Source organism: Zobellella aerophila, from assembly GCF_039539325.1.
GTDB lineage: Bacteria > Pseudomonadota > Gammaproteobacteria > Enterobacterales > Aeromonadaceae > Oceanimonas > Oceanimonas aerophila.
Genome location: NZ_BAABCX010000003.1, coordinates 276319 through 298398 on the forward strand (window position 1 = coordinate 276319; position 22080 = coordinate 298398).

The window sequence follows — 22080 nt, forward strand, 5'->3', positions numbered from 1 at the left end:
TTAAAGCTACAGCTATTTTTTCAGCGAGGTAATGAGATGGAATGTCGAAGTGGTTGTGGCGCCTGCTGCATCTCCCCCAGTATCAGTGGTCCCATCCCGGGCATGCCCGATGGTAAGGCGGCGGGCGAGCCTTGTGTTCACCTGCTGGCGGATTTTCGTTGTGGCCTGTTCGGCCGGCCCGAGCGGCCGGCGGTGTGCGACCGCTTCAAGGCGGCGGCGGATGTCTGTGGTGACAGCCGCCAGCAGGCGGTCTGGCTGCTGACCGAGCTGGAGCTAGCGACGCGCTAGCCAGGCCTGGGGATCGATGGCCTGGCCCTGATGACGGATTTCAAAATAGAGCCCGGAGTTTGACTGGCCGCCGCTTTCGCCACTCAGGGCGATGGGCTGCCCGGCCGATACCTTGTCTCCGGCCTGCAATAGCAGCGACTGATTATGGCCATACAGGCTCATGTAGCCCTGGCCATGATCGATGATCATCACCATACCGAAACCGCTGAGCCAGTCGGCATAGAGTACCTGGCCGTTGGCGATGGCCCGCACCTGCTGGCCGACCGGGGTACCGATCAACAGCCCCTTCCAGCTGAGCTGGCTGGTGCGCGGGCTGCCATAACGGTGGATCAGCCTGCCGTTGAGGGGCCAGGGCAGCTTGCCCTTGGCGGCCTTCAGGCCGGAGAAGTTACCGCTCGGGGTCACCACCACCGGGGGCGGGCGGCGAGGCCCGGCGGAGCCGGCATTGTCCTGATGGTCCCGCTCGCGTGTTGCCCTTTCCCGCTCTGCCCGCTCGCGCGCGGCCTGTTCCCGGGCGGCTTTTTCCCGGGCAGCCTGCTCGCGTGCCGCCTTTTCCCGGGCTTCTCTGATCTTCTGCTCCAGCTGCCTGGCGGCCTGCTGCAGGCTGCTCAGCTGCAGGTTGCCCTGGGTCAGGGTGGCATTGAGCGCCTTGGCGGTCTTGCTGCGTTCGGCCTGGGTCTTGCTGAGGCTGTCTTGTTCCTGTTGTTGCCGGCTCAGCAGGCGGTTGAGCTCGGCCTGGGTGTGCTCGGCCTGGCGGCGGTTCTCGGCCAGTTGCTGCCGGGTACGGGCCAGCTCCTGCAGTGCCTGGGCCCGGATCTGGTTGAGGTGTCCGTAGTAGTGCAGCAGGCGATCGATATCAGCGCTGTCCTGGCCATTGAGCAACAGCTTAAGGTAGTCGTGACGGCCGTTTTGGTAGGCCGCCTTGAGTTGTTCGGCCAGCAGTGCTTGCTGGCGCTCGGCCTGGCGACCCAGTTCCCGGTGTTGTTGATTGAGTTTGGCCAGGTCGGCCTGGCCGGCCCTTAACTGATCGCGGGTGTCGTTCAGGCGCTTGGCCAGGACGGAAATGGCTTTCTCGTCCTTGGCCAGCTGCTGTTGCAGCCGCTTTAGCTGGTCCTGCTGCTGTTTCAGGTTCTGTTGCTGGCTGGCGATCTGACCCTGGACATCCTTCAACTCCTTGCTGTCATTCGCCCAGGCGCAAGCACCGGCCATCAGGCCGGTGCTCAACAACAGGGTTCTAATCAGACTTTGGGCGCCCATAGGGCCCTGATTATTTCAGAACCATCAAGGGCTTGCCAGTCATTTGCGGGGGGATCTCCATGCCCATCAGGGTCAGCATGGTGGGGGCCAGGTCCGACAAGCGGCCATCCGCTACCGGGGTGGCATCCCGGCCCACATAAATCAGCGGTACCGGCAGGTTGGTATGGGCGGTATGGGCCTGACCTGTCTGTTCGTTGACCATCTGTTCAGCATTGCCGTGGTCGGCGGTGATCAGCGCCTCGCCACCCACTTCTGCCAGCGCCGCGACCACCCGGCCGATGGATCTATCCACCGCCTCACAGGCCTTGACTGCCGCCTCGTAGACGCCGGTATGACCGACCATGTCGCCGTTGGGGTAGTTACAGATAATCACATCAAACTCACCGCTCTTGATGGCAGCGACCAGCTTGTCGGTGAGCAGTTCCGAGTTCATCTCCGGCTGCAGATCATAGGTGGCTACCTTGGGGCTGGGGATCAGTTCACGCTGCTCGCCAGTGAAGCAGTCTTCCTGGCCACCGTTAAAGAAGAAAGTGACATGCGCGTATTTTTCGGTTTCGGAAATGCGCAGCTGAGTCTTGTCGTGCTTGGCCAGCCACTCACCCAGGGTATTGACCAGCTGCTCGGGGGGGTAGGCGCAGCTGGTATGTATGTCGGCGGCGTATTCGGTGAGCATGACAAAATCGCTTAAGCCAGGGCGGGCTTCCCGTTCGAAACCGGTGAAGTCGCTATCGACAAAGGCACGGGTGATTTCCCGGGCCCGGTCGGCGCGGAAGTTCATGAAGATAACCGCATCGCCGTTTTGCATGGCCACCGGCTCGCCGACCACGGACGCTTTCACGAACTCGTCGTTTTCTTCCCGGTCATAGGCCGCCTGCAGGGCTGTTACCCCATCGGCATGCTGGTAATCGGCCTTGCCCTCGGTCAACAACTCATAGGCAGACTGAACCCGGTCCCAGCGGTTATCCCGGTCCATGGCATAGTAGCGGCCGATCAGGGAGGCCAGGCGACCCTTGCCCAGTTCGGCAAACAAACGGTCGAACCGCTCGATCGAACCCTGAGCCGAGCGGGGAGCCACATCCCGGCCATCGAGGAAGGCATGTAAGTAAATTTCATCGGCGCCGCGCTCGGCGGCCAGCTTGATCATGGCGGCGATCTGATCTTCATGGCTGTGTACACCGCCGGCGGACAGCAGGCCCATGATATGTACCGCCTTGCCCTGGCTCACAGCCCCGTCTACTGCCTTGGTCAGCGCCGGGTTGGTGAAGAAGTCGCCGTCCTTGATGGCCTTGTCGATACGGGTCAGGTCCTGATAGACGATACGGCCGGCGCCAATGTTAACGTGCCCTACCTCCGAGTTGCCCATCTGTCCGTCGGGCAGGCCCACATCATCGCCCGAGGTGGAAATCAGAGTTGAGGGACGGGTCTGCATCAGCTGGTCGAGCACCGGGGTATGGGCGGCGAGAATGGCATTGTGCTCGGTCTTTTCACTGTAGCCCCAGCCGTCCAGGATGATGAGAGCCAATGGCTTCTTGGGTGCGCTCATGGTGTTAATCCTATTGTTTGATGATGTGAAGAAAACTGAAATTGTTGGTTATATTACTACAATTGCCGATTTCGTCGCCAGAACGGAAGTCGGGGAATGAGATCATGATCAGCCTGCCGGGGAGATACTTTGTATCCCGGTTTCGACCTAGGTTCGGGCTGTTATTTGATGTTACCCCATGTATACTCGGGCTTTTCCGAATATTCCCTTAGAAGAAGTAAATCATGCAAGAGTACATTGACTTTGCCGCCAATCATACCCTGCTGACCATGGCCTGGCTGGGTTTGGCCGGTGCCGTGATCTATATGTCGGTCATGTCCAAGCTGACCAAGGTGACCGTGGTCGGTTCCCAGCAGGCCGTGATGCTGATCAACAAGCAGGACGCCGTGGTGGTGGATATCCGCTCCGCAGAGGAGTTCCGCAAGGGCCATATCGCCGGCGCCATTAATGTGCCCAATACTCAGCTCAAGGCCAACAACCTGAATCTGATCGAAAAGTACAAGGGCTCGCCCGTGGTGCTGGTGTGCGACACCGGTATGACCAGCAGTGCCGCCGGCCGGGTGCTGAGCAAGGCTGGCTTCACCCAGGTTTATACCCTGCGCGGCGGCTTGTCCGACTGGCGCAGCCAGAACCTGCCGATCACCAAACGTTAATCTCCATTATCTGACAGCATATAAGGATATCTTCATGGCTGAAGCAGCAAACGGTGCCAACGCTCAACCCGAACAGCAGGTTGAATTCCAGATCCAGCGTGTCTACGTGAAGGATATTTCCTTCGAAACCCCGGGTACCCCGCTGGTGTTCCAGAAAGAATGGACCCCGGACGTTAAGCTGGATCTGGATACCAAGAGCGCCCGCCTGGGTGACAATGTCTTCGAAGTGGTGCTGACCCTTACCGTTACCTGCAAGCTGGGCGAAGAGGAAATCGCCTTCCTGTGTGAAGTACAGCAGGCCGGCATCTTCACCATCGGCAATATGGCCGAGCCGCAGCTGGCCCATTGCCTGGGCTCCTTCTGCCCCAACATCCTGTTCCCTTATGCCCGCGAAGTGGTATCCAGCCTGGTGAGCAAGGGCTCTTTCCCGCAGCTGAACCTGGCGCCGGTAAACTTCGATGCCCTGTTTGCCGCCCATGTGCAGCGTGCGGCCCAGTCGCAGGCGGATGCCTGAATGAAAGCGGATGCCGCCATCTCAGTACTGGGTGCCGGCTCCTATGGCACGGCATTGGCCATCGCCCTGGCCCGCAACGGCCACCGCACCCTGTTGTGGGCTCACAGGCCCGAGCAGGTGGCCACCCTCGCCGGGGATCGGTGCAACAAGGTTTTTTTGCCGGATGTGAGCTTTCCCGACAGCCTGGAGTTGGAGGCGAGCCTGGCGAAAGCGGTGCAGGCCAGCCGCGATTTGCTGCTGGTGGTGCCCAGCCATGTGTTTGCCGGGCTGCTCAAGCGGCTCAAGCCCCATCTCAGGGCCGACAGCCGTATCGCCTGGGCTACCAAGGGACTGGATCCCGAGTCCGGTTGCCTGTTGCAGGATGTCGCCCGACAGATCCTGGGCGAACAGGTCCCGCTGGCGGTGTTATCCGGCCCTACCTTTGCCAAGGAACTGGCCATGGGCTTGCCCACGGCGATTTCCCTGGCCTCGACCGACGACGACTTTGCCCGGGATCTCTCCGATCTGCTGCACTGCGGCCGCTCGTTCCGGGTCTACAGCAATACCGATATGGTCGGCCTGCAGTTGGGCGGTGCGGTCAAGAATGTGATCGCCATCGGGGCTGGGCTGTCTGACGGACTGGGCTTTGGTGCCAATGCGCGCACCGCCCTGATCACCCGGGGGCTGGTCGAGCTGCAGCGGCTGGGGGTGGCCCTGGGCGCCGAGCAAGAAACCTTTATGGGCATGGCCGGCCTCGGTGATCTGGTGCTGACCTGCACCGACAACCAGTCCCGCAACCGGCGTTTCGGCCTTGCCCTGGGCCAGGGCAAGGATGTGCATACGGCCATGGCCGAGATAGGTCAGGTGGTGGAGGGATATCGCAACGCCGAGGAAGTGCACCAGCTGGCCGCCCGCCATGGGGTGGAAATGCCCATCTGTGAGCAGGTGTATCAGGTGCTGTACCAGGGCAAGAATGCCAAGGATGCGGCACTGGCCCTGCTGGGACGGGATCGCAAGGCCGAGTAAAGCAGTGGCATAGTCAGCTTGAGCCGTATGGTTGTAAAAGGGTCAGTTCTGCCGGCTCGCAGTAAACCCGTGAGTATTCAGTTGAGTCACTGACTGCTGACGGCATCTCCTGCCTTGGCGAAGAAAGCTGGCGGCACTGACCCCTCCCGTTGCAGTGGAAGTCTGGTTGCCATATAAGCAATAAAAGGGAGCTATGCTCCCCTTGTCTGTTTTATAGCCGTTCCGGATGTGCCGCTGTCCTGAGCCGTGGCTGTAAGTTTCCCATCGCGTGGCGATAACCGTCGGGATCGAAGATCCTAGACAGGAATAGCATAGAACAGGCTACCCCGCCATGAACCCACCAGCCAGAAACAAAGTTGCCGCCCAGATCCAGCCAAGCTCCCAGCAGCCAAGGTGCCGTCGCCGCAATTATAAATCCCACCCCCTGCACAAAGGCGGCTAGGGTACCCGCCGCCTGAGCCTGGTGAAGATGATCCAGGCTGAGGATGAGGCTAAGGGAAAAAAAACCACCCAGTCCGGATCCTGCCAGGGCCACCCATAACCAGGGATAGCTGCCCGGCAGTAGGGCAAACCCGATAAATCCTGCCAGCTGAAGCAGCAGGGCTAGGTAGAGCACCGGACGTCGATCCTTGGACTTCCTGGCCAAGCAGGGCATCAGCAAGGCGGCTGCAGCTTGAAACAAGGCCATCCATGCCAGCAGATTTCCAGTGGACTGACTCCCAAAGCCATACTCGCGGTAGAAGGAGGGAAGCCAAGCCACCAGGCTGGAATAACCACTGTTGGCCAGGCCGAAGTAAAGTGCCAACAGCCAGGCACGACGGTTGAGCAAAAACGGAGTTAACCCCGGGGAGCAAGCGTCGTTGCTGACTGGCGTGGGGGGGGAAGGGGCCAGCCAATACCATAGCAACAGGACCATGAACGCTGGCAGTGACCAGAGTGCCAAGCCCCAGCGCCAGCTGTCCAATTGCTCGCTCACCCAGGGACTGACGATGGCTCCGAGAGCACCTCCGCCCACCAAGGCTGCCGAATAGAGTCCCATGGCCAGATTGATACGATGTGGAAACCAGCGCTTGGCTACCCCCGGCAGCAGGGCCTGGATAACCGCGACACCACTCCCCGCCAGGCCGGCACTCAGTACTAGGCTGCCGCCCCCTTCGATCCACAGTCGGGCTCCACAGCCAACCCCCAAGAGCGTTAATGCGGCCATCAGGGCCGAGCGTTCACCACAATGCCTGATAAGGATGACGCTGGCAAAAGCCAGACCTCCCATGAGCAGGAAAGGCAGTGAGGTGATGAACGCCGCAGTGCCGTAATTCACCCCAGTATCAAGGCGCACCTTATCCAATACCGGTCCGAGTGAGGTTAAGAAAGGCCTCAGATTCAGACCAATAAGCAACAACAATAAAAAGCCGATCCGTGGCTCATCCTTCCACTGTCCGTCCTCGTGCATCTTCATTTGGAAGCTCTCCCCGATCACCTTGGTTTTGGCGTTGAAACCATAGGCGCCTAAGTCAGGGGCCTGATCCGGCTCTGACGACTTTGGCCCGGTCCGGCGCGGTTATTTAGCGGGCGGCTATTATCCTTATTTCCACCGCTATTTCCGACCTTGCCATTTGAGCTTGCACACAGGAACGAACGGGGGGACGGGTTGGGTCCACCCAGGAATTCCAAACGTCATTCATAGTTTCATAATCGGCTATATCACGCAGCCAGACCATGGCTGAGAGCACCCGGGTGCGGCTGGTCCCTGCCTCGATTAGGTACTGCTCCAGTAAATCCAGGACCTGTTTGGTTTGATCGGCGACGCCGGTGGTACGATCCGGAGCTGTGGCGCACACGGTGACCCAGTCATCACAGGCCAAACCCAGGCTCATCACTGGCCTGCCCGGAGAGTTGACAATGCCGTAGCGTTCAATGGCCATTTTAGTTACCCCCCTTCAGTGCGGTCACCATGATCTCAACCAGAATCTCCGGGCGACACAATTCACCGCTGACGCAGGCTCGGGAAGGTGGGGACTCTGCGTCGACCCAGGTATTCCAGACCTCGTTCATTTCCTGAAACAGGCCCATATCCTTGAGCCAGACTTGGGCCGTTAGGATGTTGCTTCGTTTTGTGCCCGCCCGTGCCAAGTAGCTATCGATAGTTGCGAGCACTTCTTTTGTCTGAGTGCGGATATCGGCCGGGAAGGTGCTGGCTCTTATGCCGGCCAGATATACCATATTGCCGTGTATTACACAGTGGCTCATCACCGCATCGGGGACAGAAGTAATATCCATGTGCGTTATCGTCATGTTTGGTTCCTCATTGTTCTGATGTGTGGCTATCCGCCCCTGGCGGGACGAATAGCCGGTATGGTGCAACGGATTTGGGGAGGGATCCTCAGGCGGTGGCCGGCAAGGGGCATTTTCGATGGCGCCACACGGCGATGGCCATGCTGAGCAGTGACAGAAGCAACTGGCCGGTCAGGGCCATGGAGCCATATCCCAGCAGATACAGTCCACCGACTAGGGTGGCGGCGGCGAATAAGAACCGCAGCGGCGTGGAAAGGTGGGTGCCGAAGGCGCCGTAGCTTGCCGCGCTATAGGTCACGCACACTAGCAGAGTGGACGCTAGAGCGATGGTGCCTTCCATTCCGATATTGGGAAAATTCAGCAAGGCGGGATGGAAGATAAAGGCGAAGGGAATGAAATAGCCCACTAGCGACAAACGCAGGCCTTCGAGAGAAGTTCGCATGAAACCGGCGTCGGCTATACGGGCGGCCACGATAGAGGCCATGGCGATGGGGGGCGTCAGGGTCGAGAAGATCGCGAAATAGAACACGAACAGGTGTGCGCCCAGCACATCTACACCGAGTCCGACCAGGGTGGGACCCACCGCCAAGGCAGTGAGCACATAGGCCGGCACAGTGGGTACTGACATACCGAGCAAGATGCAGATTACCATGGCTGCTAGCAGGGTCGGTAGCAGGGTTCCGTCGGTCAGGCCGATGACAAACTCGCCCAGCTTGGCTCCCAATCCCGTGGTGATCACCACTTGGGAGAACATGCCGACACAGGACAAGACCATGGCGATTTGTGCCCCCTGCACCGCCCCCTCGCTGAGGGCCTGAACCAGCTTCTTGAATGATATCCGGGTCTCGGGCAGTACCGCGGATACTGCCAGCAGGGCTAAAGTACCTAAGGTAGCGGCATACATAGGGGAATAGCGCTGGATCAGCAGTGCGACGATCAACCCCAAGGGAATAAAAAAGCAGGGCAAGCGGCGCCAGATCATCAGGTGGGAGACCTGCACCTTGGGCGGATTGATGCCCAGGGATTTGACCAGAAAATAAATGCCCACGGCGACGGCGGTGAAGTACAGCAGGGCGGGTACAAGAGCGCGTTGCGCGATTTCGATGTAGGGCAGGTTAATAAAGGCCGCCATGATGAACACGGCCGCGCCCATTACCGGCGGCATGATCTGTCCTCCGGTTGAGGCACAGGCCTCCACCGCTGCGGCATGATGCCCCTTGAAGCCGACCGCCTTCATCGCCGGAATGGTGACACTCCCGGTCAGCACCACGTTGGCACCGGGGGCTCCGGTGACGGTGCCTACCATGGCGCTGGCCAGGGTCGCCGCATAGGCGGGGCCGGGTTTGAGGACATTGCCTATGGCGCGGCCCAGCTCCAGGAACATTTCCACAACCCCGGTACGCAGCAGTATGTTACCGAAGATCACAAAGAGGAAGATGAAGTTTGCCGATACAGGGATGATCCAGCCGATAAAGCCCTGGGTTGGGCTCAGGCCCAGATAGCCCATCACATAATAGGGATCGAACTCGGCATGGTTGAGGGCCATGAAGACCCCCTCGGAAGGGATTAGATGACCCAGGAAAAAGTAGAGGATGGCAACCAGGGTCAGCAGTGGCAGGGTGGGTCCCCAGTGAACCCAGGTCATGATCAGGATAGTGGCGATGGCCATAATCCCAATGGGCAACTGATGGGGTTCGAAGTAGGGAAAAAAGTCTTCCAGGTCTCGCGCGTAAAAGCGCATGTAGAGCAGTGCGGCCGTCCCCAAAAGCAGTACGGTGGCCAGGGCTAGGGTCGCTACCACTTTTTTATGACGGGTGCGTTCGGATTTCAGTGTTTTCAGCATGGGGGTCAGGGCACAGAGGATGACCCCGAACGTAATGTGGGTGATATAGTGTTCCGTCGAGCCCTGTAGTGTAGTGAACACGTAGATAAAATGATAAAGGGCAATACCGGCGCCACCAAAGAGGATCAGCCCCTCTAATCCTCTTATGATGATATCTGCAGCGTTTTTTGAAACTGAGTGCATAAATTTCACTTCCCAGAAAGGTTGCTATGGCGATGACGATATCGCCTTAACTCCCAAGACCGGACCCTGTCTCGGCCTTGGGGACACAGTGAGGGAGCTTATTCCTCGGGAATATGGATGCCGGCTTCACGATAGGCTCGTACGGCGCCTGGATGTAGAGTTTGTACCGTTTGTCCGGCAACCCAGGTGTTGGGGGTGGTCAAGCCCCACAGGGAGTGGTGTTTCTGCAACTCCTGCCAGTTAGTCATCATGAATTTGACCAGTTCATAGGCAGTTTCTTCCGGAAATTCCTCATGAGCATAAACGGTGGCAGGATCACCATAAGTCTCCATTGGAGCCTCCAGGCCAGGTAAGGCACCAGCCGGGATCGTCATTTTCAGGAAGGCAGAGCCCATTGTGTTATTCAGCTTATCGATAGCGGCATGTTCCGCGTGGGAAATGTACCGGAAGTTACGGCCGGAACTTTCCAGCTCCATCATGGCGCCGGGGGCGCTGCGGGATTGAAAATCATAGGTAAAGCTGTCTGAAACCGCGGCAGTGTCCACTGTCCCGTCCAACATGGCCCGCATCGCTTCACTGGGTCCCAGGCTGTCCACTTGGTTCAACCGATATCCATAACCCTGCTCGAGAAACAAACGGGGGAAAACCGACCAGTGGGTCTGGGTTGCCCTGCCTAAACCCATGCGCGAGGCGGCGACTTGCTCCGGCGTTTCAATATCGGGATCGGTGGTGACAAAATACCCGGTCAGCACATAATATACCCACAGTGCTTTCCAGCCCTCGGCCTGGGTAGGACTGCGCCAGGGACGCATGCCTTGAGCCGCGGCAAACAGGGCCCCCGGGCTGATGGCCGACAAGGTGTCCTTACGCAAGTCAGGGTTTTTGGCCATCTCTATTGAGTTATAGACCCAGCCTGGGGTTTCCAGGGCTTCAAGACGCAGCCAGGGGTGGTCTTTCCCCAGTGCTTGGCCGAAGGCGGCATACTTGGCATGCACGTTGGTCCCAAACGGTGCGGTCAGCATCTTCACCGAGAATGCTTCCTGAGCCATAGTCGCCGAGGCAAACAGGCCCATCACCGTCAGAAATGACGTCAGTACCACACGACGAGGCCAGCCCGGGAAGCCCTGTGGTCTGGATTGCCTGCTAGAATAACGAACTGCCTGTCCCTGACCCCGGCCATATGGCGGCCAAGTATGATTGCAACATTTCATGTTCTGCTCCTTTCCATGGTGATGAACCGACTCACTGCTTAAACCCTGTCCGGAACAAAGAAAACTTTATAAAAACAAAGGTTTTTGCTTCGATTTCCGGGTTTTGGTATCATCTCGGCCAAGATGTAAGTAAATTTATACTTACATGCTGTATGTTTGTCAATCAATGTACCGGTGATATTCTCACCACTCCGGCCTAGCTTGGATATGAAGCATGGGTCCATGCGGGATTCCGCCAGCACGGATATCTCCCCCAACTGCCGGAGAGGGAGTACTGCCGTCTGTATCCGGGGGCAAATCAAGGAGGTCTTATGGACGCCCAGAAAAAAACAAGGCGCACTCCCAGGCCGCGCAATGCCGTTGCATCACGGCAGGACATTCTGGACGGGGCGATGAAAGAGTTCTGTGCCAAAGGGTTTGACGGGGCGCGCACCGAAGACATTGCCCGCCGGGCACAAATCAATATCCGGATGCTTTACCACTACTTCGGCAATAAGGAGAGGCTGTATCAGGCTTGCCTGGAAAAGGTCTATGAAGATCTGCGTGCCAAAGAGGCCGAGATAGATCTACTCCACCTGAGTCCTGAGGAGGCGATAGTCGCGCTGGTCGACTTCACCTTCGAGCATATGCTGGCACATCCCGAATTCATCCGTATGGTGGAGATCGAAAATATTCATCGTGGCAAATTTCTGAAGACGCTACAGGTGGTTCCAGAGCGAGGTGCCTTTCTAATCGATATGATCCGCGATGTTCTGCTCAATGGGGAAGCGGACGGATCTTTCCGTACGGGTATAGACCCTTTCCAACTCTATATTTCAATTCTGTCTCTTTGTTATGTACATTTGTCCAACCAGTATACCCTTTCCATTACTTTCAATAAGGATTTGGGACAACCAGAGTGGCTTGCGGAACGTAATCAGCATGTGCGCGAATTGATCCTCGCTTATCTGAACCGACGATAGCCTCTTTTATGCAGGAAGAGTCTGGCAATTACGCTGATGCCAGTCGGCTTACCGACTGGCATCAGGGGGTTTACCATAATTAGGAAATCTCAGTAGTAGGAGTGGTCGCCGCGCTCATGCTCGGTGGCATCTCGTACGCCGGTCAGTTCACCGGGGAACAACTCCAGCAACTGCTTTTCAATGCCTTCTTTCAGGGTATAGTCGACCATGGAGCAACCGTTACAGCCGCCGCCAAACTGCAGTATGGCCAGGCCGTCTTCGGTGATCTCGGTCAGAACTACCTTGCCGCCGTGGCTGGCCAGTCCGGGGTTGATCTGGGACTGCAGCACATACTCGATACGGTCGGCCAGGGGGGCATCATCCGGCACCTTGCCCATCTTGGCATTGGGGGCTTTCAGGGTCAGCTGTGAGCCCATCTGGTCGCTGACAAAATCGATATCTGCCGCTTCTAAAAAGGGGGCGCTTTGCGGGTCTACCACTGCCTCGAAACCTTCGAAAGGCAGATGCGTGTCATCATGATCGACGGCATCAGGAGGGCAATAAGAGACACCGCACTCGGCGTTGGGCGTGCCCGGATTGACCACAAAAACACGGATCCTTGTGCCTTCCGGCTGCTGCGACAAGAGCTTGCGGAAGTGACCCTGGGCGGTCTCTGAAATTGTAATCATCGCTATCCTCGTAAACCTGACTAAACAACTCAACTTTTATCATACTCTTGTTGCCGGTCGATGAATAGCGTCAGTGTTCGAGAGTACGGCACAATGCCCACACTTCTATTGTTTCCACGCCCTGCCGGCGTAGCAGCCCGACCAGTTCGTTCATGGTCGAGCCCGTGGTAATCACATCGTCGAGCAGGGCCACATGCCGGTAGTGTACGGGGGCCAGCCGAAAGGCCCGGTGCAGGTTCCGCCGCCGGGCCTTTCGGCTCAACCGGGCTTGGGCCGGGGTGGCGCGAATTCGGCGCAGGCTGCGGCAGTCGATGGCCACGGGCAACCGGCTGGCCAGGCCCCTGGCGATTTCCTCGGCCTGGTTGTACCCCCTGCGCCACCGCCGCCACCAGTGTAGCGGCACCGGCAGGATGACTTCCGGCAAGGGCGGGCTGATCCGCTCGGCAAGTAACTGGCCCAGCAGGCGCCCGGCCAGTCGCTGGTGTTGGTACTTGAGTCGCTGGATCAGTTGTTCGAAAGGGTATTCATAGTCGGCCAGTACCCGCATCCGATCCCAGGCGGGCGGATGGCGCTGGCAATGGCCGCAGTGGGCGCCTTGCTGCGGCAGTGGAAAGGCGCACAGTGGGCAGGGATGTTTCAGTCCTGGCAGCGCTTCCCGGCACTGGCGACAGATCAACGGCTGTTGCTGGCAGTCCTGCCGGCAGAGCAGGCATTGTCCCCACCACAGGGAGCCGGATTGTGCAAAGCCGCGCAAGCGTTTTATCATGGGGCTGGTTTTCCGGTTCTTTTGTTGAGTGTAGATGAGTTTATATATAGAACGCCGCGGGCAGGGACCCGATCTGGTGCTGCTGCATGGCTGGGGCATGAACGGGGCTGTCTGGCATTCCTTTGCCGAGTGGCTGGAGCAGGATTTCTGCCTGCATCTGGTTGACCTGCCCGGTTTCGGAGAGAGCCCGGCCCTGCCGGCGAACGCCAGCCTGCAGGACTGGACACAGGCAGTGCTGGCGGTCATGCCCAGCCAGGCGAGCCTGCTGGGCTGGTCGCTGGGGGGGCTTATCGCCACCCAGCTGGCGGTCCAGCAACCGGGGCGGGTCCGCCACCTGGTGACCCTGGCCAGTTCGCCCAAGTTTGTTGCCGAGCCGGACTGGCCTGGCATCAAGCCGGAGGTGCTGGCGGAGTTCGAGCGGCAGCTGGCCGACGATCATCTGCAGGTGGTCAACCGTTTCCTGGCGCTGCAGGCCATGGGCAGTGAGCACGCCCGGGAAGATATCCGCCGGCTGCGTGACAGCCTGAGCCGCAAGCCGGCCCCGGACCCGCAGGCGCTGGCCTCGGGCCTGGCGCTGCTAGGCCAGGGTGATTTACGTGCCTCACTGGCGATGCTGGAGGTGCCCCTGCTGCGGCTCTATGGCCGGCTGGACGGCCTGGTGCCGAGAAAGGCGGCGGCCCTGATCGACCGGCTGGCGCCCGCCAGCCAGAGCCATATCGAGGCCAAGGCTTCCCACGCCCCCTTTATTTCCCATCCCGAAGCCACGGCGCGTGTCATCCGGGAGTTTCTGCTGAGTTGAATTAGTGCGGGATCATGACTTAATTTCAGTTCGTAGTAAGCAGAGCCTGCTTTCGCAGGCTGGCTTTATATCATACAAAGATATTTTTAAAGGTAGTGTTGGTCATTCACTTTTTATAAACAATTACAATGTTTTATGCGTTACCTGAGCAGTTCGCTTCTACGTTGTAAATTCTGGGTGAAATTTCAGACGCACCTCCAATAGCAAAGTCCAGAGGAATTGATACGATGCCAAAATCTATCAAAATTCCTAAGAGGCTTGTTTTATCAAAGGCTGTTTGGGTCTCGATACTATTTGCGAAGCATCCCTCTTTCTTAGCTGTGATAATATGTGTTTTACCACGCTTCAGAGGGATTGTGATATCACCTCGACCAGCTCTGTTGCCATCAACATAAATCGAAGTATCTGCGTCAGAGGTGATGCTCACTGTATCGTTAGTGCCATTGATAATAGATGCACAGCCGGTCGTCAATGAAGCAACGACAGTTACCACCAATAAAGACTTTATTTTCATATTATTTATCCCGATATGATTGCGTCGCTATCCCAGGCCGCGACCTTGGCCTTAGCGCTCTTAGATATTCTTAACGCGGGCTAGAGATTAACGAAAGGTTTCACCAGAGTCTATTTCAATATTCTGGTCTTGGCGGAAGATAACAAATAGCCAATTAAATCAAATTTAATACTGATAATCATTCAATGGAAGCAGCAGGGTGTTGAGCAGGTTTTGCTGGGTTGGCTGAAGAGCACATAGTGGTTGTTCAACTGCACTATACTGGGAGCGACCACAAGGAGGTGCGTGCCATGACTACTTGTACCCTGAAGCTCAAACGCAAACAGCACATCGCCGATGGAACCATGGCGTTTTACTTCGATAAGCCGGATGGATTCGATTTTCAGGCTGGCCAGTGTGCCCGCCTGGGACTGATCGATCCCCCGGAAACCGATGAAGAGGGTAACGGCCGTATTTTTTCGCTGGCCGGCGCCCCTTATGAACCGGAGCTGATGGTGGCCACCCGCATACGGGATACTGCCTTCAAGCGGGTATTGAGCGCCATGGCGGTAGGCACCGAGCTGACCCTGAAAGGACCCTATGGTTCTTTTACCCTGCATAACAAGGCCGAGACACCGGCGGTGTTTATCACCGGCGGCATCGGGGTGACACCGGTAAGAAGCATTATCCTGCAGGCTCTGCACGATAAGGTCGGCCATCGGCTGCTGGTGTTCTACGCCAACCGGCGGCCCGAAGACGCCGCCTTCCTGGACGAGCTGACCCGGGCCTGCGCGCAACATGTCAATTGCTCCCTGATCGCCACCATGACCCAGATGGATAAATCACGGCGCGACTGGCAGGGGGAAACCGGCTACATCGATCAGGCCATGCTGAGACGCCATCTGGATGATCTGTCCCGGCCCATCTATTACCTGGACGGGCCACCGGCCATGGTGAAGGCCATGTGCCAGATGCTGCATGAGGCGGGGGTCGACGAGGATAATATCCGCAGCGAGGAATTCTCTGGCTACTGAGTAAAAGAGACCCATCCTGAGCCAGGCCGTTAGCGCACCTCCCTGTGCAGGGCCTGGCTCTGGTGGTTTCTTGAGCCGGCCTGACCTACCCTTAGCCTATATTCAGGATGGCCGCGGCTGACATGATGGGCGGCTGTTATGGCGGGGTTGCTGCCCTGCCGTTGTTGTGCCATGAGGACTGCTGCCATGGTCGAACTTCCCATTCGTCTGCTACTGATAGAAGACAACCCACTCCATAGCCGGCTGGTCCTGCAGCTGCTCAAGGCCGACACCCAGCTGCAATGCGAGGTCGAGGCGGTTGAATGCCTGGCCGACGGCCTGAGCATACTCGCAGGGGGAGAGGTGGATCTGGTGTTGCTGGATCTGGTCCTGCCCGACAGCCAGGAACTGGAAACCCTGTTGCGGGTGCGGCTGGCGGCGCCGCAGGTGCCGGTGGTGATCCTCACCAGCCTGGACGATGTCAAGCTGGCGGCGCGGGCGGTGGAGTCCGGCGCCTACGACTACCTGGTCAAGTCCAACCTCAAGAGCACCGCCCTGAGCCGGTCGATCCGTTATACCCTGTCACGGGCCCGAGCCCGGGGGGGGGAGTGGGATTCCCCCATGTTCCGGTTGGCCCAGCAGCAATTCCTCAAGGCCGCCCAGTACATGGACCTGGACGATAATATCCGCCAGCGGCTGCTGTTCCCGCAACGTACGCAGATGGTGTCTTTTCCCTTCTTTCGCGACGATAGATCCCAGGTGGAAACCGTGTTCGGCTATCGGGTACAGCATGTCCTGTCGATGGGGCCGACCAAGGGCGGGATCCGCTATCACCAGGACGTCGATCTGGGCGAGGTGGCGGCCCTGGCGATGTGGATGACCTGGAAGTGCGCGCTGATGAAGCTGCCCTTCGGCGGCGCCAAGGGCGGTGTGCGGGTTGATCCCACCAGCCTCAGCAAACGGGAGCTGCAGCGGCTGACCCGGCGCTATACCGCCGAAATCATCGATATCATAGGGCCGGACAAGGATATACCGGCCCCGGACATGGGCACCGATGAGCAGGTTATGGCCTGGCTGATGGATACTTACAGCCAGCAGGTCGGCCATGCGGTGCCGGCGGTGGTGACCGGCAAGCCGGTGGTGCTGGGCGGATCCCTGGGACGCAAGGAGGCGACCGGCCGCGGCTTGGTATACCTGATTGAAGCCTCGGCAGCGCATCTGGGGCTCGAGCTCGACAAGGCGACCGCCGTGGTGCAGGGCTTCGGTAATGTCGGCAGCTACACCACCCGTTTCCTCGCCGAGGCGGGGGTCAAGATCATCGGCGTCAGCGACGTCTCTACCGGCCTCTATTGTCCGGAAGGGCTGTCGGTGACGGATTTGCTCGCCTACGTCGCCGAGCACCGGGTGCTGGCGGGTTTTCCGGGCGCCGAAGCCATCAGTAACCAGGCGTTGCTGGAGCTAGAGTGCGACGTGCTGGCGCTGGCCGCCCTGCAGAACCAGGTGACGGTTGAAAACGCCGGGCGGATCAACTGCCGGCTGCTGGCCGAAGGTGCCAACGGACCCACCATGCTGGAGGCCGACGAAATCTTGTTTGAACGGGGCATATTCGTGCTGCCCGATATCCTCGGTAACGCCGGCGGTGTCACCGTGTCCTATTTCGAGTGGGTGCAGGGCATGCAGAACCTGACCTGGACCCTGGATGAGATCAACGGCCGGCTGCAGACGATACTGCTCGATGCCTTCCAGCGTACCCTGCGTCTGGCGCAGGAGCGACAGCTCGATATGCGTACGGCCGCCTTGATCGAAGGTGTGACGCGGGTCACCGACGCCAAGCTGTTGCGCGGTGTCTTTCCGTAACAGGGGGGAACATGCAATCGAATTCCGGCGACAACGACCGCAAGCACGAGCGAGCCCTGCGCGAGAGCCAGCGTCAGCTGGCCACCTTGATGGCCAACCTCCCCGGCATGGCCTATCGCGGCCTCAACGACCGGAAGTGGACCATGGCGTTCCTCAGCGAGGGCTGCCATGCCCTGACCGGCTATGCCGCCGACGACCTGATCCATGGCCGGCCGTCGTTCGCCGAGCTGGTGCATCCGGATGATCGAGAGGCGCTGTGGGAGCAGGTTCAGGCCGCTATCAAGGAGCGGCGGCCATACCGGCTCGAATATCGTATCCTGACGCGGGACGGAAGCGAAAAATGGGTCTGGGAGCAGGGCTGCGGGGTCTTCGATGCCGATGGCGAATTGCAGGCACTGGAAGGCTTCATCACCGATATCACCGAACAACGTCGGGCGCAGCGCGAGCTGGCCGAGCAGGTCGAGCTGACTAGGGCGGTACAGACGCGGGCCGAGGCGGCCCACCAGCAGTTGATCGAAGCCATCGAGTCCATTTCCGAGGGATTCACCCTCTACGATGCCGACGATCGGCTGGTGGCATTTAACTCCCGCTTTCGCATCGACTATTCCGCCGCCCCCGACATCGTCAAGGTGGGCATGCGTTTCGAGGAACTGATCAAGGTGGTGATCGACCAGCAGCTGATCGAACTCGGCGAGCAGACGGCACAGGAATGGTTCAACTGGCGGCTGGCCCAGCGGCGCAACCCTGGCCCGCCCTTCAAACTCAAACGCGCCGATGGCCTGCAGTTGAGGGTCAGCGAACGCAGGACCCGCGACGGCGGTGCGGTGGCCATCTATACCGATATCACCGAGCTGGAACAGCAGCGCGAGCATCTCGAAGCCCAGGTGCGGATGACCGAGGAGGCCCGGGATCAGCTCACCGAGGCGATCGAATCCATCGCCGAAGGCTTCACCCTCTATGATGCGGAGGACCGGCTGGTGCTGTTTAACTCCCGTTTCAAAGAGCATTTTGTCTTGCCCAGTGATTTTGTCGAGGTCGGCATGCGCTTCGAGGACCTGCTCCAGGAGGTGGTCGCCAAGGGCCACCTGCCCCAGGGCTATGCGTCGGGCGACGCCTGGATCGCGGAGCGCCTCGCACAGCACAGTGATCCCAAGGGTCCTTATCAGTTTACCCGCAGCGACGGCCTGTGCATCCAGGTCAGCGAGCATCGCACCGGTGACGGCGGTTATGTCGCCGTCTATTCGGACATCACCGAGCTCGAACAGCACCGCCATCACCTGGAGGAACGGGTCGCCGCCCGTACCAAGGCATTGCAGGCCAAGACCGAGGAATTGCGCCGCTCCCAGAGCGAGCTGCAGCGGGCCCGGGATCTGGCGGAGCAGGCCAGCATCGCCAAAAGCGAGTTCCTGGCCAACATGAGTCATGAGATCCGCACACCGATGAATGGCGTGATCGGTATCGCCGAGTTGCTGGAGCGAACCGAGCTGACCGAGCAGCAGGCGGAATACGTCGCCATCATCCAGAAATCGGCCGACACCCTGCTGGCGCTGATCAACGATATTCTCGACTTTTCCAAGATAGAGGCGGGGCGGCTTGAACTGGAGACGATCGCCTTCCAGCTGCGCGACACCCTGGGCGATACCCTGCAGACCCTGGCCCTGCGTGCCCATGAAAAGGGCCTGGAGTTGGCGGTGCATATCCCGGCCGGGATCCCGGACCGGCTGCTCGGCGACCCGGTGCGCCTGCGTCAGGTCGTGGTGAACCTGGTCGGCAACGCCATCAAGTTCACCGAGAGCGGGGAAATCGTGGTCGACCTGCGCCTCGCGGCCCTCGATAACCAGGCGGCGCGCATCGCCTTCGAGGTTCGGGACACCGGCATCGGCATCCCGGAAGCACAACGCCGGCGGATATTCGAGGCATTCGGTCAGGCGGACACCTCCACCACCCGTCGCAGTGGCGGCACCGGGCTGGGACTCTCCATTGCCGCCCAGCTGGTGGCGATGATGGGCGGGCGGATCCGGGTCGACAGCGGGCCGGGAGGGCAGGGTAGCTGCTTCTCGTTCAGTGCCGATTTCGGGCTGGCGGCGGAGCGGCCCGAGGCCCGGTCGCAGCCCCTCGCCCTGCACGGCCAGCGGGTGCTGGTGGTCGATGACAACCGCACCAACTGTATGATCCTCGAAGAAATACTGTTTAGCTGGGGCATGCGGCCGACCGTGGTGCGGGGTGGGGTGCAGGCGCTGGAGGTGCTCGACAACGCCGGGGACGATCCCTTCCCCCTGGCGTTGCTCGATGTGATGATGCCAGATATGGACGGTTTCGAGCTGGCTGCCCGGATCCGTGAGCGATCGGCCCTGGCCTCCCTGCATATCCTGATGCTTTCTTCGGGGGGGCATTCCGGCGATGCCTCGTTGCGCCGTCGGTTGCAGATCTCACGCCTATTGATGAAACCGGTCAAGCAATCGGATCTGCTGGACGCCGTCGGTGATGCCCTGGGCATCGCCACCAGGGTGGAGCAGGTGGCGGCGCCCGGCGAGCCCGGCGGCGATCTGGTCCAGCGGCGGGTACTGCTGGTGGAGGATGGCCTTACCAACCAGAAGGTGGCCATCGATCTGCTGAGTCAGCGCGGCCATCTGGTCGAGCTGGCACAGAACGGGGTGGAGGCCATCGATGCGGTCCGCCGGCGGCGCTTCGATGTGGTGCTGATGGACATCCATATGCCGGTGATGGACGGTCTTGCCGCCACCCGGGCGATCCGGGAGCTGGAATGGAACCGGGGCGAGCATGTGCCGATCATCGCGATGACGGCGAGTGCCACCAAGGAAGACAGGGAGCGCTGCCTCGCCGCCGGCATGGATGATTATGTGACCAAGCCGTTTCGCGCCGCCGAACTCTACGAGGCCGTCGAGGTCAAGGCCCCGGCGGTTACCGGGAGGGAAGCGTCCCCGGAAGTAAGGACGTCTTCGATTTCTGAAGTCGCCGCCATGCGGTCGAATGCCGGGCTGGCAGAGGCTGAGCCGCGGCAGACCCAGTCCGCCGAACCCTGCCTGGACTGGGACGGGGCATTGCAGAACCTGGAGGGTAACAATGCGCTGCTGGAAGAGCTGGCGGAGCTGTTTCTCGAAGAGTGTCCCAAGCTGATGCAGGAGATCGAAACCACCAGTGCCGAGGGCGATGCGGTGGCGCTGCGCCGGGCGGCGCATACCCTGAAGGGATCGGCCCAGGTGATAGGGGCGAGGGCCGTTGGCGGCGCGGCGCTGGGGCTCGAGACCCTGGCCCGCGCCGGTGATCTTGATAAGCTGGCCCAGGCCCGCCGGCGGCTGGAACAGAGCCTGGCCGAGCTGGCGCCCGCGCTCAAGGCCGCCATCGGGCGCGGTCGCGGTAATGGAAAATAGATCTGTGTCGGCTCAGGGTGTAAAATTCGCCTTCTTTTGACGATAAACGAGACGATCACATGGGCAGAGCCTATCAAAACCGCAAAGAATCCATGGCCAAGACGGCAAACGCCAAAACCAAGGTCAACGGCAAATACGGCCGCGAAATCTATGTATGTGCCAAGGCGGGTGGCCCGGATCCGGACGGCAACCTGTCATTGCGGGGCCTGATAGAGCGCGCCAAGAAAGATCAGGTGCCGACTCATGTTATTGAAAAAGCGCTGGAAAAGGCCAGGGGCGGCGGCGGCGAGGATTTCTCCCCGGCGCGTTATGAGGGCTTTGGGCCGGGCAACTGCATGGTGATTGTCGATTGCCTCAGCGACAACCCCAACCGCACCTTCGGTGACGTGCGCCAGTGCTTTACCAAGACTAAATGCAAGATAGGCTCACCGGGCAGCGTCAGCCATATGTTCGACCACTGCGCCATCCTGGCCTTCGGCGGCGATGACGAAGAGGCGGTGCTCGAGGCGCTGATGATGGCGGATGTGGATGTCACCGATATCGAGAGCGAAGGCGGCAAGATCACCGTGTTTGCGCCCAATACCGAGTACTTTAAGGCTAAGCAGGCGCTGACCGAGGCCTTCGAGGGCATCGACTTCGAGGTGGACGAAATTCAGTTCGTACCGCAGACCACCACCGAAATCAGCGGCGACGACGTCGCCCAGTTCGAGCGCTTCCTGGATCTGCTCAACGATCTGGATGACGTGCAGAACGTCTATCACAACGCCGAGTTTTAATATCGTTTGCAGGGAGCATAGCACCGCCTCGCATGCAACAGGGGACAGTCCACGGACTGTCCCCTGTTGTTTGTGCCGGTGGAGCCAATAGGATATCCCTCCGGCCCGGATACTCAGGTAAAAAACGCCTGGTATTGCCCGGGAGAGATGGCCGTACGCCGTAGTGGGTGAAAAGTGCGACTACCGTGCCGCTCAACAATAACCCCATGAGCAGATTAAACCTAGCCTGATATTTGGGATTGGCCAGCAGGCATCCGAGCAGGGTGCCGAAGGCGGCCCAGGTGCCGACGCCGAGCAGGCACATGACAAACGAAACGGTGCAGAAGATGGCGAGATAGGCACCTGCGGGTGTGTAGGCCGTCACGAACAGATGGACACCAGCCAGGCCTTGGGATTGAGCAGCTGCGCCAGGGCGCCTTCAATCAAACGGGACGGCACCGCCCCTGGAGGCAGGTGCCTGGTCTGCCGCGGTTGTGTTTCGGCCTGGGCCAGGGCGGACGAACATGGCGTAAGGCGGAACCTCAACTGGGGGTAGGCGATGATGAGGCCTGCCATGGCCGCCCGA

At 59.5% G+C, this 22080-nt stretch carries 22 protein-coding genes; 10 read left to right on the forward strand and 12 right to left on the reverse strand.

Annotation, left to right across the window (positions count from 1 at the left end; all coding sequences use genetic code 11):
* Positions 1–36 precede the first annotated feature (36 nt).
* Complete coding sequence (locus ABD806_RS12860; RefSeq protein ID WP_344958603.1) at positions 37–288, forward strand: YkgJ family cysteine cluster protein; 252 nt, start codon at positions 37–39, stop codon at positions 286–288.
* On the opposite strand, the gene envC is transcribed toward ABD806_RS12860, so the two are convergent.
* Positions 274–1545 carry a murein hydrolase activator EnvC gene (gene envC / locus ABD806_RS12865; RefSeq protein ID WP_344958605.1) on the reverse strand — a complete coding sequence of 424 codons (1272 nt, stop codon included), beginning with the start codon at positions 1543–1545 and terminating at the stop codon, positions 274–276. The two genes, ABD806_RS12860 and envC, sit on opposite strands and share 15 nt — an antisense overlap.
* A 10-nt stretch (positions 1546–1555) precedes the next feature.
* Positions 1556–3088, reverse strand: a complete 1533-nt coding sequence (gpmM, locus tag ABD806_RS12870) for a 2,3-bisphosphoglycerate-independent phosphoglycerate mutase (RefSeq protein WP_344958607.1) — start codon at positions 3086–3088, stop codon at positions 1556–1558.
* 224 nt (positions 3089–3312) lie between these two features.
* Here gpmM and ABD806_RS12875 point away from each other — a divergent pair, with 224 nt between their 5' ends.
* The 3 genes from ABD806_RS12875 to gpsA are packed head-to-tail and all read left to right on the forward strand — an operon-like array spanning position 3313 to position 5260.
* The gene (locus ABD806_RS12875; protein ID WP_344958609.1) at positions 3313–3741 is read left to right on the forward strand and encodes a rhodanese-like domain-containing protein; all 429 of its coding nucleotides are present in this window, start codon (positions 3313–3315) and stop codon (positions 3739–3741) included.
* A 34-nt stretch (positions 3742–3775) separates the two neighbouring features.
* Positions 3776–4255: a protein-export chaperone SecB gene (gene secB / locus ABD806_RS12880; RefSeq protein WP_344958613.1), complete on the forward strand. Its 480-nt coding sequence runs from the start codon at positions 3776–3778 to the stop codon at positions 4253–4255.
* A complete protein-coding gene (gpsA, locus tag ABD806_RS12885) occupies positions 4256–5260 on the forward strand; it encodes an NAD(P)H-dependent glycerol-3-phosphate dehydrogenase (RefSeq protein ID WP_344958615.1) in 1005 nt (334 codons plus the stop codon).
* A 211-nt stretch (positions 5261–5471) separates the two neighbouring features.
* Here the strand turns inward: gpsA and ABD806_RS12890 are convergent, their stop codons facing one another.
* The 5 genes from ABD806_RS12890 to ABD806_RS12910 all read right to left on the reverse strand — a co-directional run bounded on the left by ABD806_RS12890 (position 5472) and on the right by ABD806_RS12910 (position 10600).
* On the reverse strand, positions 5472–6716 hold the full coding sequence (locus ABD806_RS12890; RefSeq protein ID WP_344958617.1) for a cyanate transporter: 1245 nt from the start codon (positions 6714–6716) through the stop codon (positions 5472–5474).
* Between the two features lie 106 nt (positions 6717–6822).
* Positions 6823–7182, reverse strand: a complete 360-nt coding sequence (locus tag ABD806_RS12895; protein ID WP_344958620.1) for a RidA family protein — start codon at positions 7180–7182, stop codon at positions 6823–6825.
* 1 nt (position 7183) lies between these two features.
* On the reverse strand, positions 7184–7552 hold the full coding sequence (locus tag ABD806_RS12900) for a RidA family protein (protein WP_344958622.1): 369 nt from the start codon (positions 7550–7552) through the stop codon (positions 7184–7186).
* A gap of 88 nt (positions 7553–7640) precedes the next feature.
* Positions 7641–9578 (reverse strand): TRAP transporter permease, encoded by a 1938-nt coding sequence (locus ABD806_RS12905; protein ID WP_344958624.1) that lies wholly within the window; start codon positions 9576–9578, stop codon positions 7641–7643.
* A 98-nt stretch (positions 9579–9676) separates the two neighbouring features.
* On the reverse strand, positions 9677–10600 hold the full coding sequence (locus tag ABD806_RS12910; RefSeq protein WP_344958894.1) for a TAXI family TRAP transporter solute-binding subunit: 924 nt from the start codon (positions 10598–10600) through the stop codon (positions 9677–9679).
* A 500-nt stretch (positions 10601–11100) separates the two neighbouring features.
* Here ABD806_RS12910 and ABD806_RS12915 point away from each other — a divergent pair, with 500 nt between their 5' ends.
* The gene (locus tag ABD806_RS12915; protein WP_344958626.1) at positions 11101–11751 is read left to right on the forward strand and encodes a TetR/AcrR family transcriptional regulator; all 651 of its coding nucleotides are present in this window, start codon (positions 11101–11103) and stop codon (positions 11749–11751) included.
* Positions 11752–11840: 89 nt separating this feature from the next.
* On the opposite strand, the gene nfuA is transcribed toward ABD806_RS12915, so the two are convergent.
* Both nfuA and ABD806_RS12925 read right to left on the reverse strand, forming a co-directional pair.
* On the reverse strand, positions 11841–12419 hold the full coding sequence (nfuA, locus tag ABD806_RS12920; RefSeq protein ID WP_344958628.1) for a Fe-S biogenesis protein NfuA: 579 nt from the start codon (positions 12417–12419) through the stop codon (positions 11841–11843).
* Positions 12420–12489: 70 nt separating this feature from the next.
* Positions 12490–13185, reverse strand: a complete 696-nt coding sequence (locus ABD806_RS12925; protein WP_344958630.1) for a ComF family protein — start codon at positions 13183–13185, stop codon at positions 12490–12492.
* Between the two features lie 34 nt (positions 13186–13219).
* Here ABD806_RS12925 and bioH point away from each other — a divergent pair, with 34 nt between their 5' ends.
* Positions 13220–13984 (forward strand): pimeloyl-ACP methyl ester esterase BioH, encoded by a 765-nt coding sequence (gene bioH / locus ABD806_RS12930; protein ID WP_344958632.1) that lies wholly within the window; start codon positions 13220–13222, stop codon positions 13982–13984.
* Positions 13985–14117: 133 nt separating this feature from the next.
* Here bioH and ABD806_RS12935 read toward each other — a convergent pair whose 3' ends face one another.
* Positions 14118–14498: a hypothetical protein gene (locus ABD806_RS12935; RefSeq protein WP_344958634.1), complete on the reverse strand. Its 381-nt coding sequence runs from the start codon at positions 14496–14498 to the stop codon at positions 14118–14120.
* A gap of 290 nt (positions 14499–14788) precedes the next feature.
* On the opposite strand from ABD806_RS12935, the gene ABD806_RS12940 reads away from it, so the two are divergent.
* Positions 14789–15511, forward strand: coding sequence for a ferredoxin--NADP reductase (locus tag ABD806_RS12940; protein WP_344958636.1), 723 nt, complete (start codon positions 14789–14791; stop codon positions 15509–15511).
* 29 nt (positions 15512–15540) lie between these two features.
* Here the strand turns inward: ABD806_RS12940 and ABD806_RS12945 are convergent, their stop codons facing one another.
* Positions 15541–15699: a hypothetical protein gene (locus ABD806_RS12945; RefSeq protein ID WP_344958638.1), complete on the reverse strand. Its 159-nt coding sequence runs from the start codon at positions 15697–15699 to the stop codon at positions 15541–15543.
* Here ABD806_RS12945 and ABD806_RS12950 point away from each other — a divergent pair.
* Genes ABD806_RS12950 through ABD806_RS12960 form a run of 3 tightly spaced genes read left to right on the forward strand, consistent with a single transcriptional unit; the run spans position 15698 to position 21515 of the window.
* Positions 15698–17347 carry a Glu/Leu/Phe/Val dehydrogenase dimerization domain-containing protein gene (locus ABD806_RS12950; RefSeq protein ID WP_344958640.1) on the forward strand — a complete coding sequence of 550 codons (1650 nt, stop codon included), beginning with the start codon at positions 15698–15700 and terminating at the stop codon, positions 17345–17347. The genes ABD806_RS12945 and ABD806_RS12950 overlap by 2 nt on opposite strands.
* A gap of 11 nt (positions 17348–17358) precedes the next feature.
* Positions 17359–20739 carry a response regulator gene (locus tag ABD806_RS12955; protein ID WP_344958642.1) on the forward strand — a complete coding sequence of 1127 codons (3381 nt, stop codon included), beginning with the start codon at positions 17359–17361 and terminating at the stop codon, positions 20737–20739.
* Positions 20740–20798: 59 nt separating this feature from the next.
* Positions 20799–21515: a YebC/PmpR family DNA-binding transcriptional regulator gene (locus tag ABD806_RS12960; protein ID WP_344958644.1), complete on the forward strand. Its 717-nt coding sequence runs from the start codon at positions 20799–20801 to the stop codon at positions 21513–21515.
* Positions 21516–21875: 360 nt separating this feature from the next.
* Here the strand turns inward: ABD806_RS12960 and ABD806_RS12965 are convergent, their stop codons facing one another.
* A complete protein-coding gene (locus ABD806_RS12965; RefSeq protein WP_344958646.1) occupies positions 21876–22070 on the reverse strand; it encodes a hypothetical protein in 195 nt (64 codons plus the stop codon).
* Positions 22071–22080 lie beyond the last annotated feature (10 nt).

Excerpts from the sequence above, each read along its gene's own strand:
- ABD806_RS12915 (WP_344958626.1), top strand. The coding sequence starts at position 11,101 with ATGGACGCCCAGAAAAAAACAAGGCGCACTCCCAGGCCGCGCAATGCC.
- secB (WP_344958613.1), top strand. The coding sequence starts at position 3,776 with ATGGCTGAAGCAGCAAACGGTGCCAACGCTCAACCCGAACAGCAGGTT.
- ABD806_RS12935 (WP_344958634.1), bottom strand. The coding sequence starts at position 14,498 with ATGAAAATAAAGTCTTTATTGGTGGTAACTGTCGTTGCTTCATTGACG.
- ABD806_RS12945 (WP_344958638.1), bottom strand. The coding sequence starts at position 15,699 with ATGGCAGCAGTCCTCATGGCACAACAACGGCAGGGCAGCAACCCCGCC.
- ABD806_RS12965 (WP_344958646.1), bottom strand. The coding sequence starts at position 22,070 with ATGGCAGGCCTCATCATCGCCTACCCCCAGTTGAGGTTCCGCCTTACG.
- ABD806_RS12895 (WP_344958620.1), bottom strand. The coding sequence starts at position 7,182 with ATGGCCATTGAACGCTACGGCATTGTCAACTCTCCGGGCAGGCCAGTG.
- bioH (WP_344958632.1), top strand. The coding sequence starts at position 13,220 with ATGAGTTTATATATAGAACGCCGCGGGCAGGGACCCGATCTGGTGCTG.
- ABD806_RS12905 (WP_344958624.1), bottom strand. The coding sequence starts at position 9,578 with ATGCACTCAGTTTCAAAAAACGCTGCAGATATCATCATAAGAGGATTA.
- ABD806_RS12950 (WP_344958640.1), top strand. The coding sequence starts at position 15,698 with ATGGTCGAACTTCCCATTCGTCTGCTACTGATAGAAGACAACCCACTC.
- envC (WP_344958605.1), bottom strand. The coding sequence starts at position 1,545 with ATGGGCGCCCAAAGTCTGATTAGAACCCTGTTGTTGAGCACCGGCCTG.
- nfuA (WP_344958628.1), bottom strand. The coding sequence starts at position 12,419 with ATGATTACAATTTCAGAGACCGCCCAGGGTCACTTCCGCAAGCTCTTG.
- ABD806_RS12960 (WP_344958644.1), top strand. The coding sequence starts at position 20,799 with ATGGGCAGAGCCTATCAAAACCGCAAAGAATCCATGGCCAAGACGGCA.
- ABD806_RS12875 (WP_344958609.1), top strand. The coding sequence starts at position 3,313 with ATGCAAGAGTACATTGACTTTGCCGCCAATCATACCCTGCTGACCATG.
- ABD806_RS12940 (WP_344958636.1), top strand. The coding sequence starts at position 14,789 with ATGACTACTTGTACCCTGAAGCTCAAACGCAAACAGCACATCGCCGAT.
- ABD806_RS12955 (WP_344958642.1), top strand. The coding sequence starts at position 17,359 with ATGCAATCGAATTCCGGCGACAACGACCGCAAGCACGAGCGAGCCCTG.
- ABD806_RS12925 (WP_344958630.1), bottom strand. The coding sequence starts at position 13,185 with ATGATAAAACGCTTGCGCGGCTTTGCACAATCCGGCTCCCTGTGGTGG.
- ABD806_RS12900 (WP_344958622.1), bottom strand. The coding sequence starts at position 7,552 with ATGACGATAACGCACATGGATATTACTTCTGTCCCCGATGCGGTGATG.
- gpmM (WP_344958607.1), bottom strand. The coding sequence starts at position 3,088 with ATGAGCGCACCCAAGAAGCCATTGGCTCTCATCATCCTGGACGGCTGG.
- gpsA (WP_344958615.1), top strand. The coding sequence starts at position 4,256 with ATGAAAGCGGATGCCGCCATCTCAGTACTGGGTGCCGGCTCCTATGGC.
- ABD806_RS12890 (WP_344958617.1), bottom strand. The coding sequence starts at position 6,716 with ATGAAGATGCACGAGGACGGACAGTGGAAGGATGAGCCACGGATCGGC.
- ABD806_RS12860 (WP_344958603.1), top strand. The coding sequence starts at position 37 with ATGGAATGTCGAAGTGGTTGTGGCGCCTGCTGCATCTCCCCCAGTATC.
- ABD806_RS12910 (WP_344958894.1), bottom strand. The coding sequence starts at position 10,600 with ATGCTGACCGCACCGTTTGGGACCAACGTGCATGCCAAGTATGCCGCC.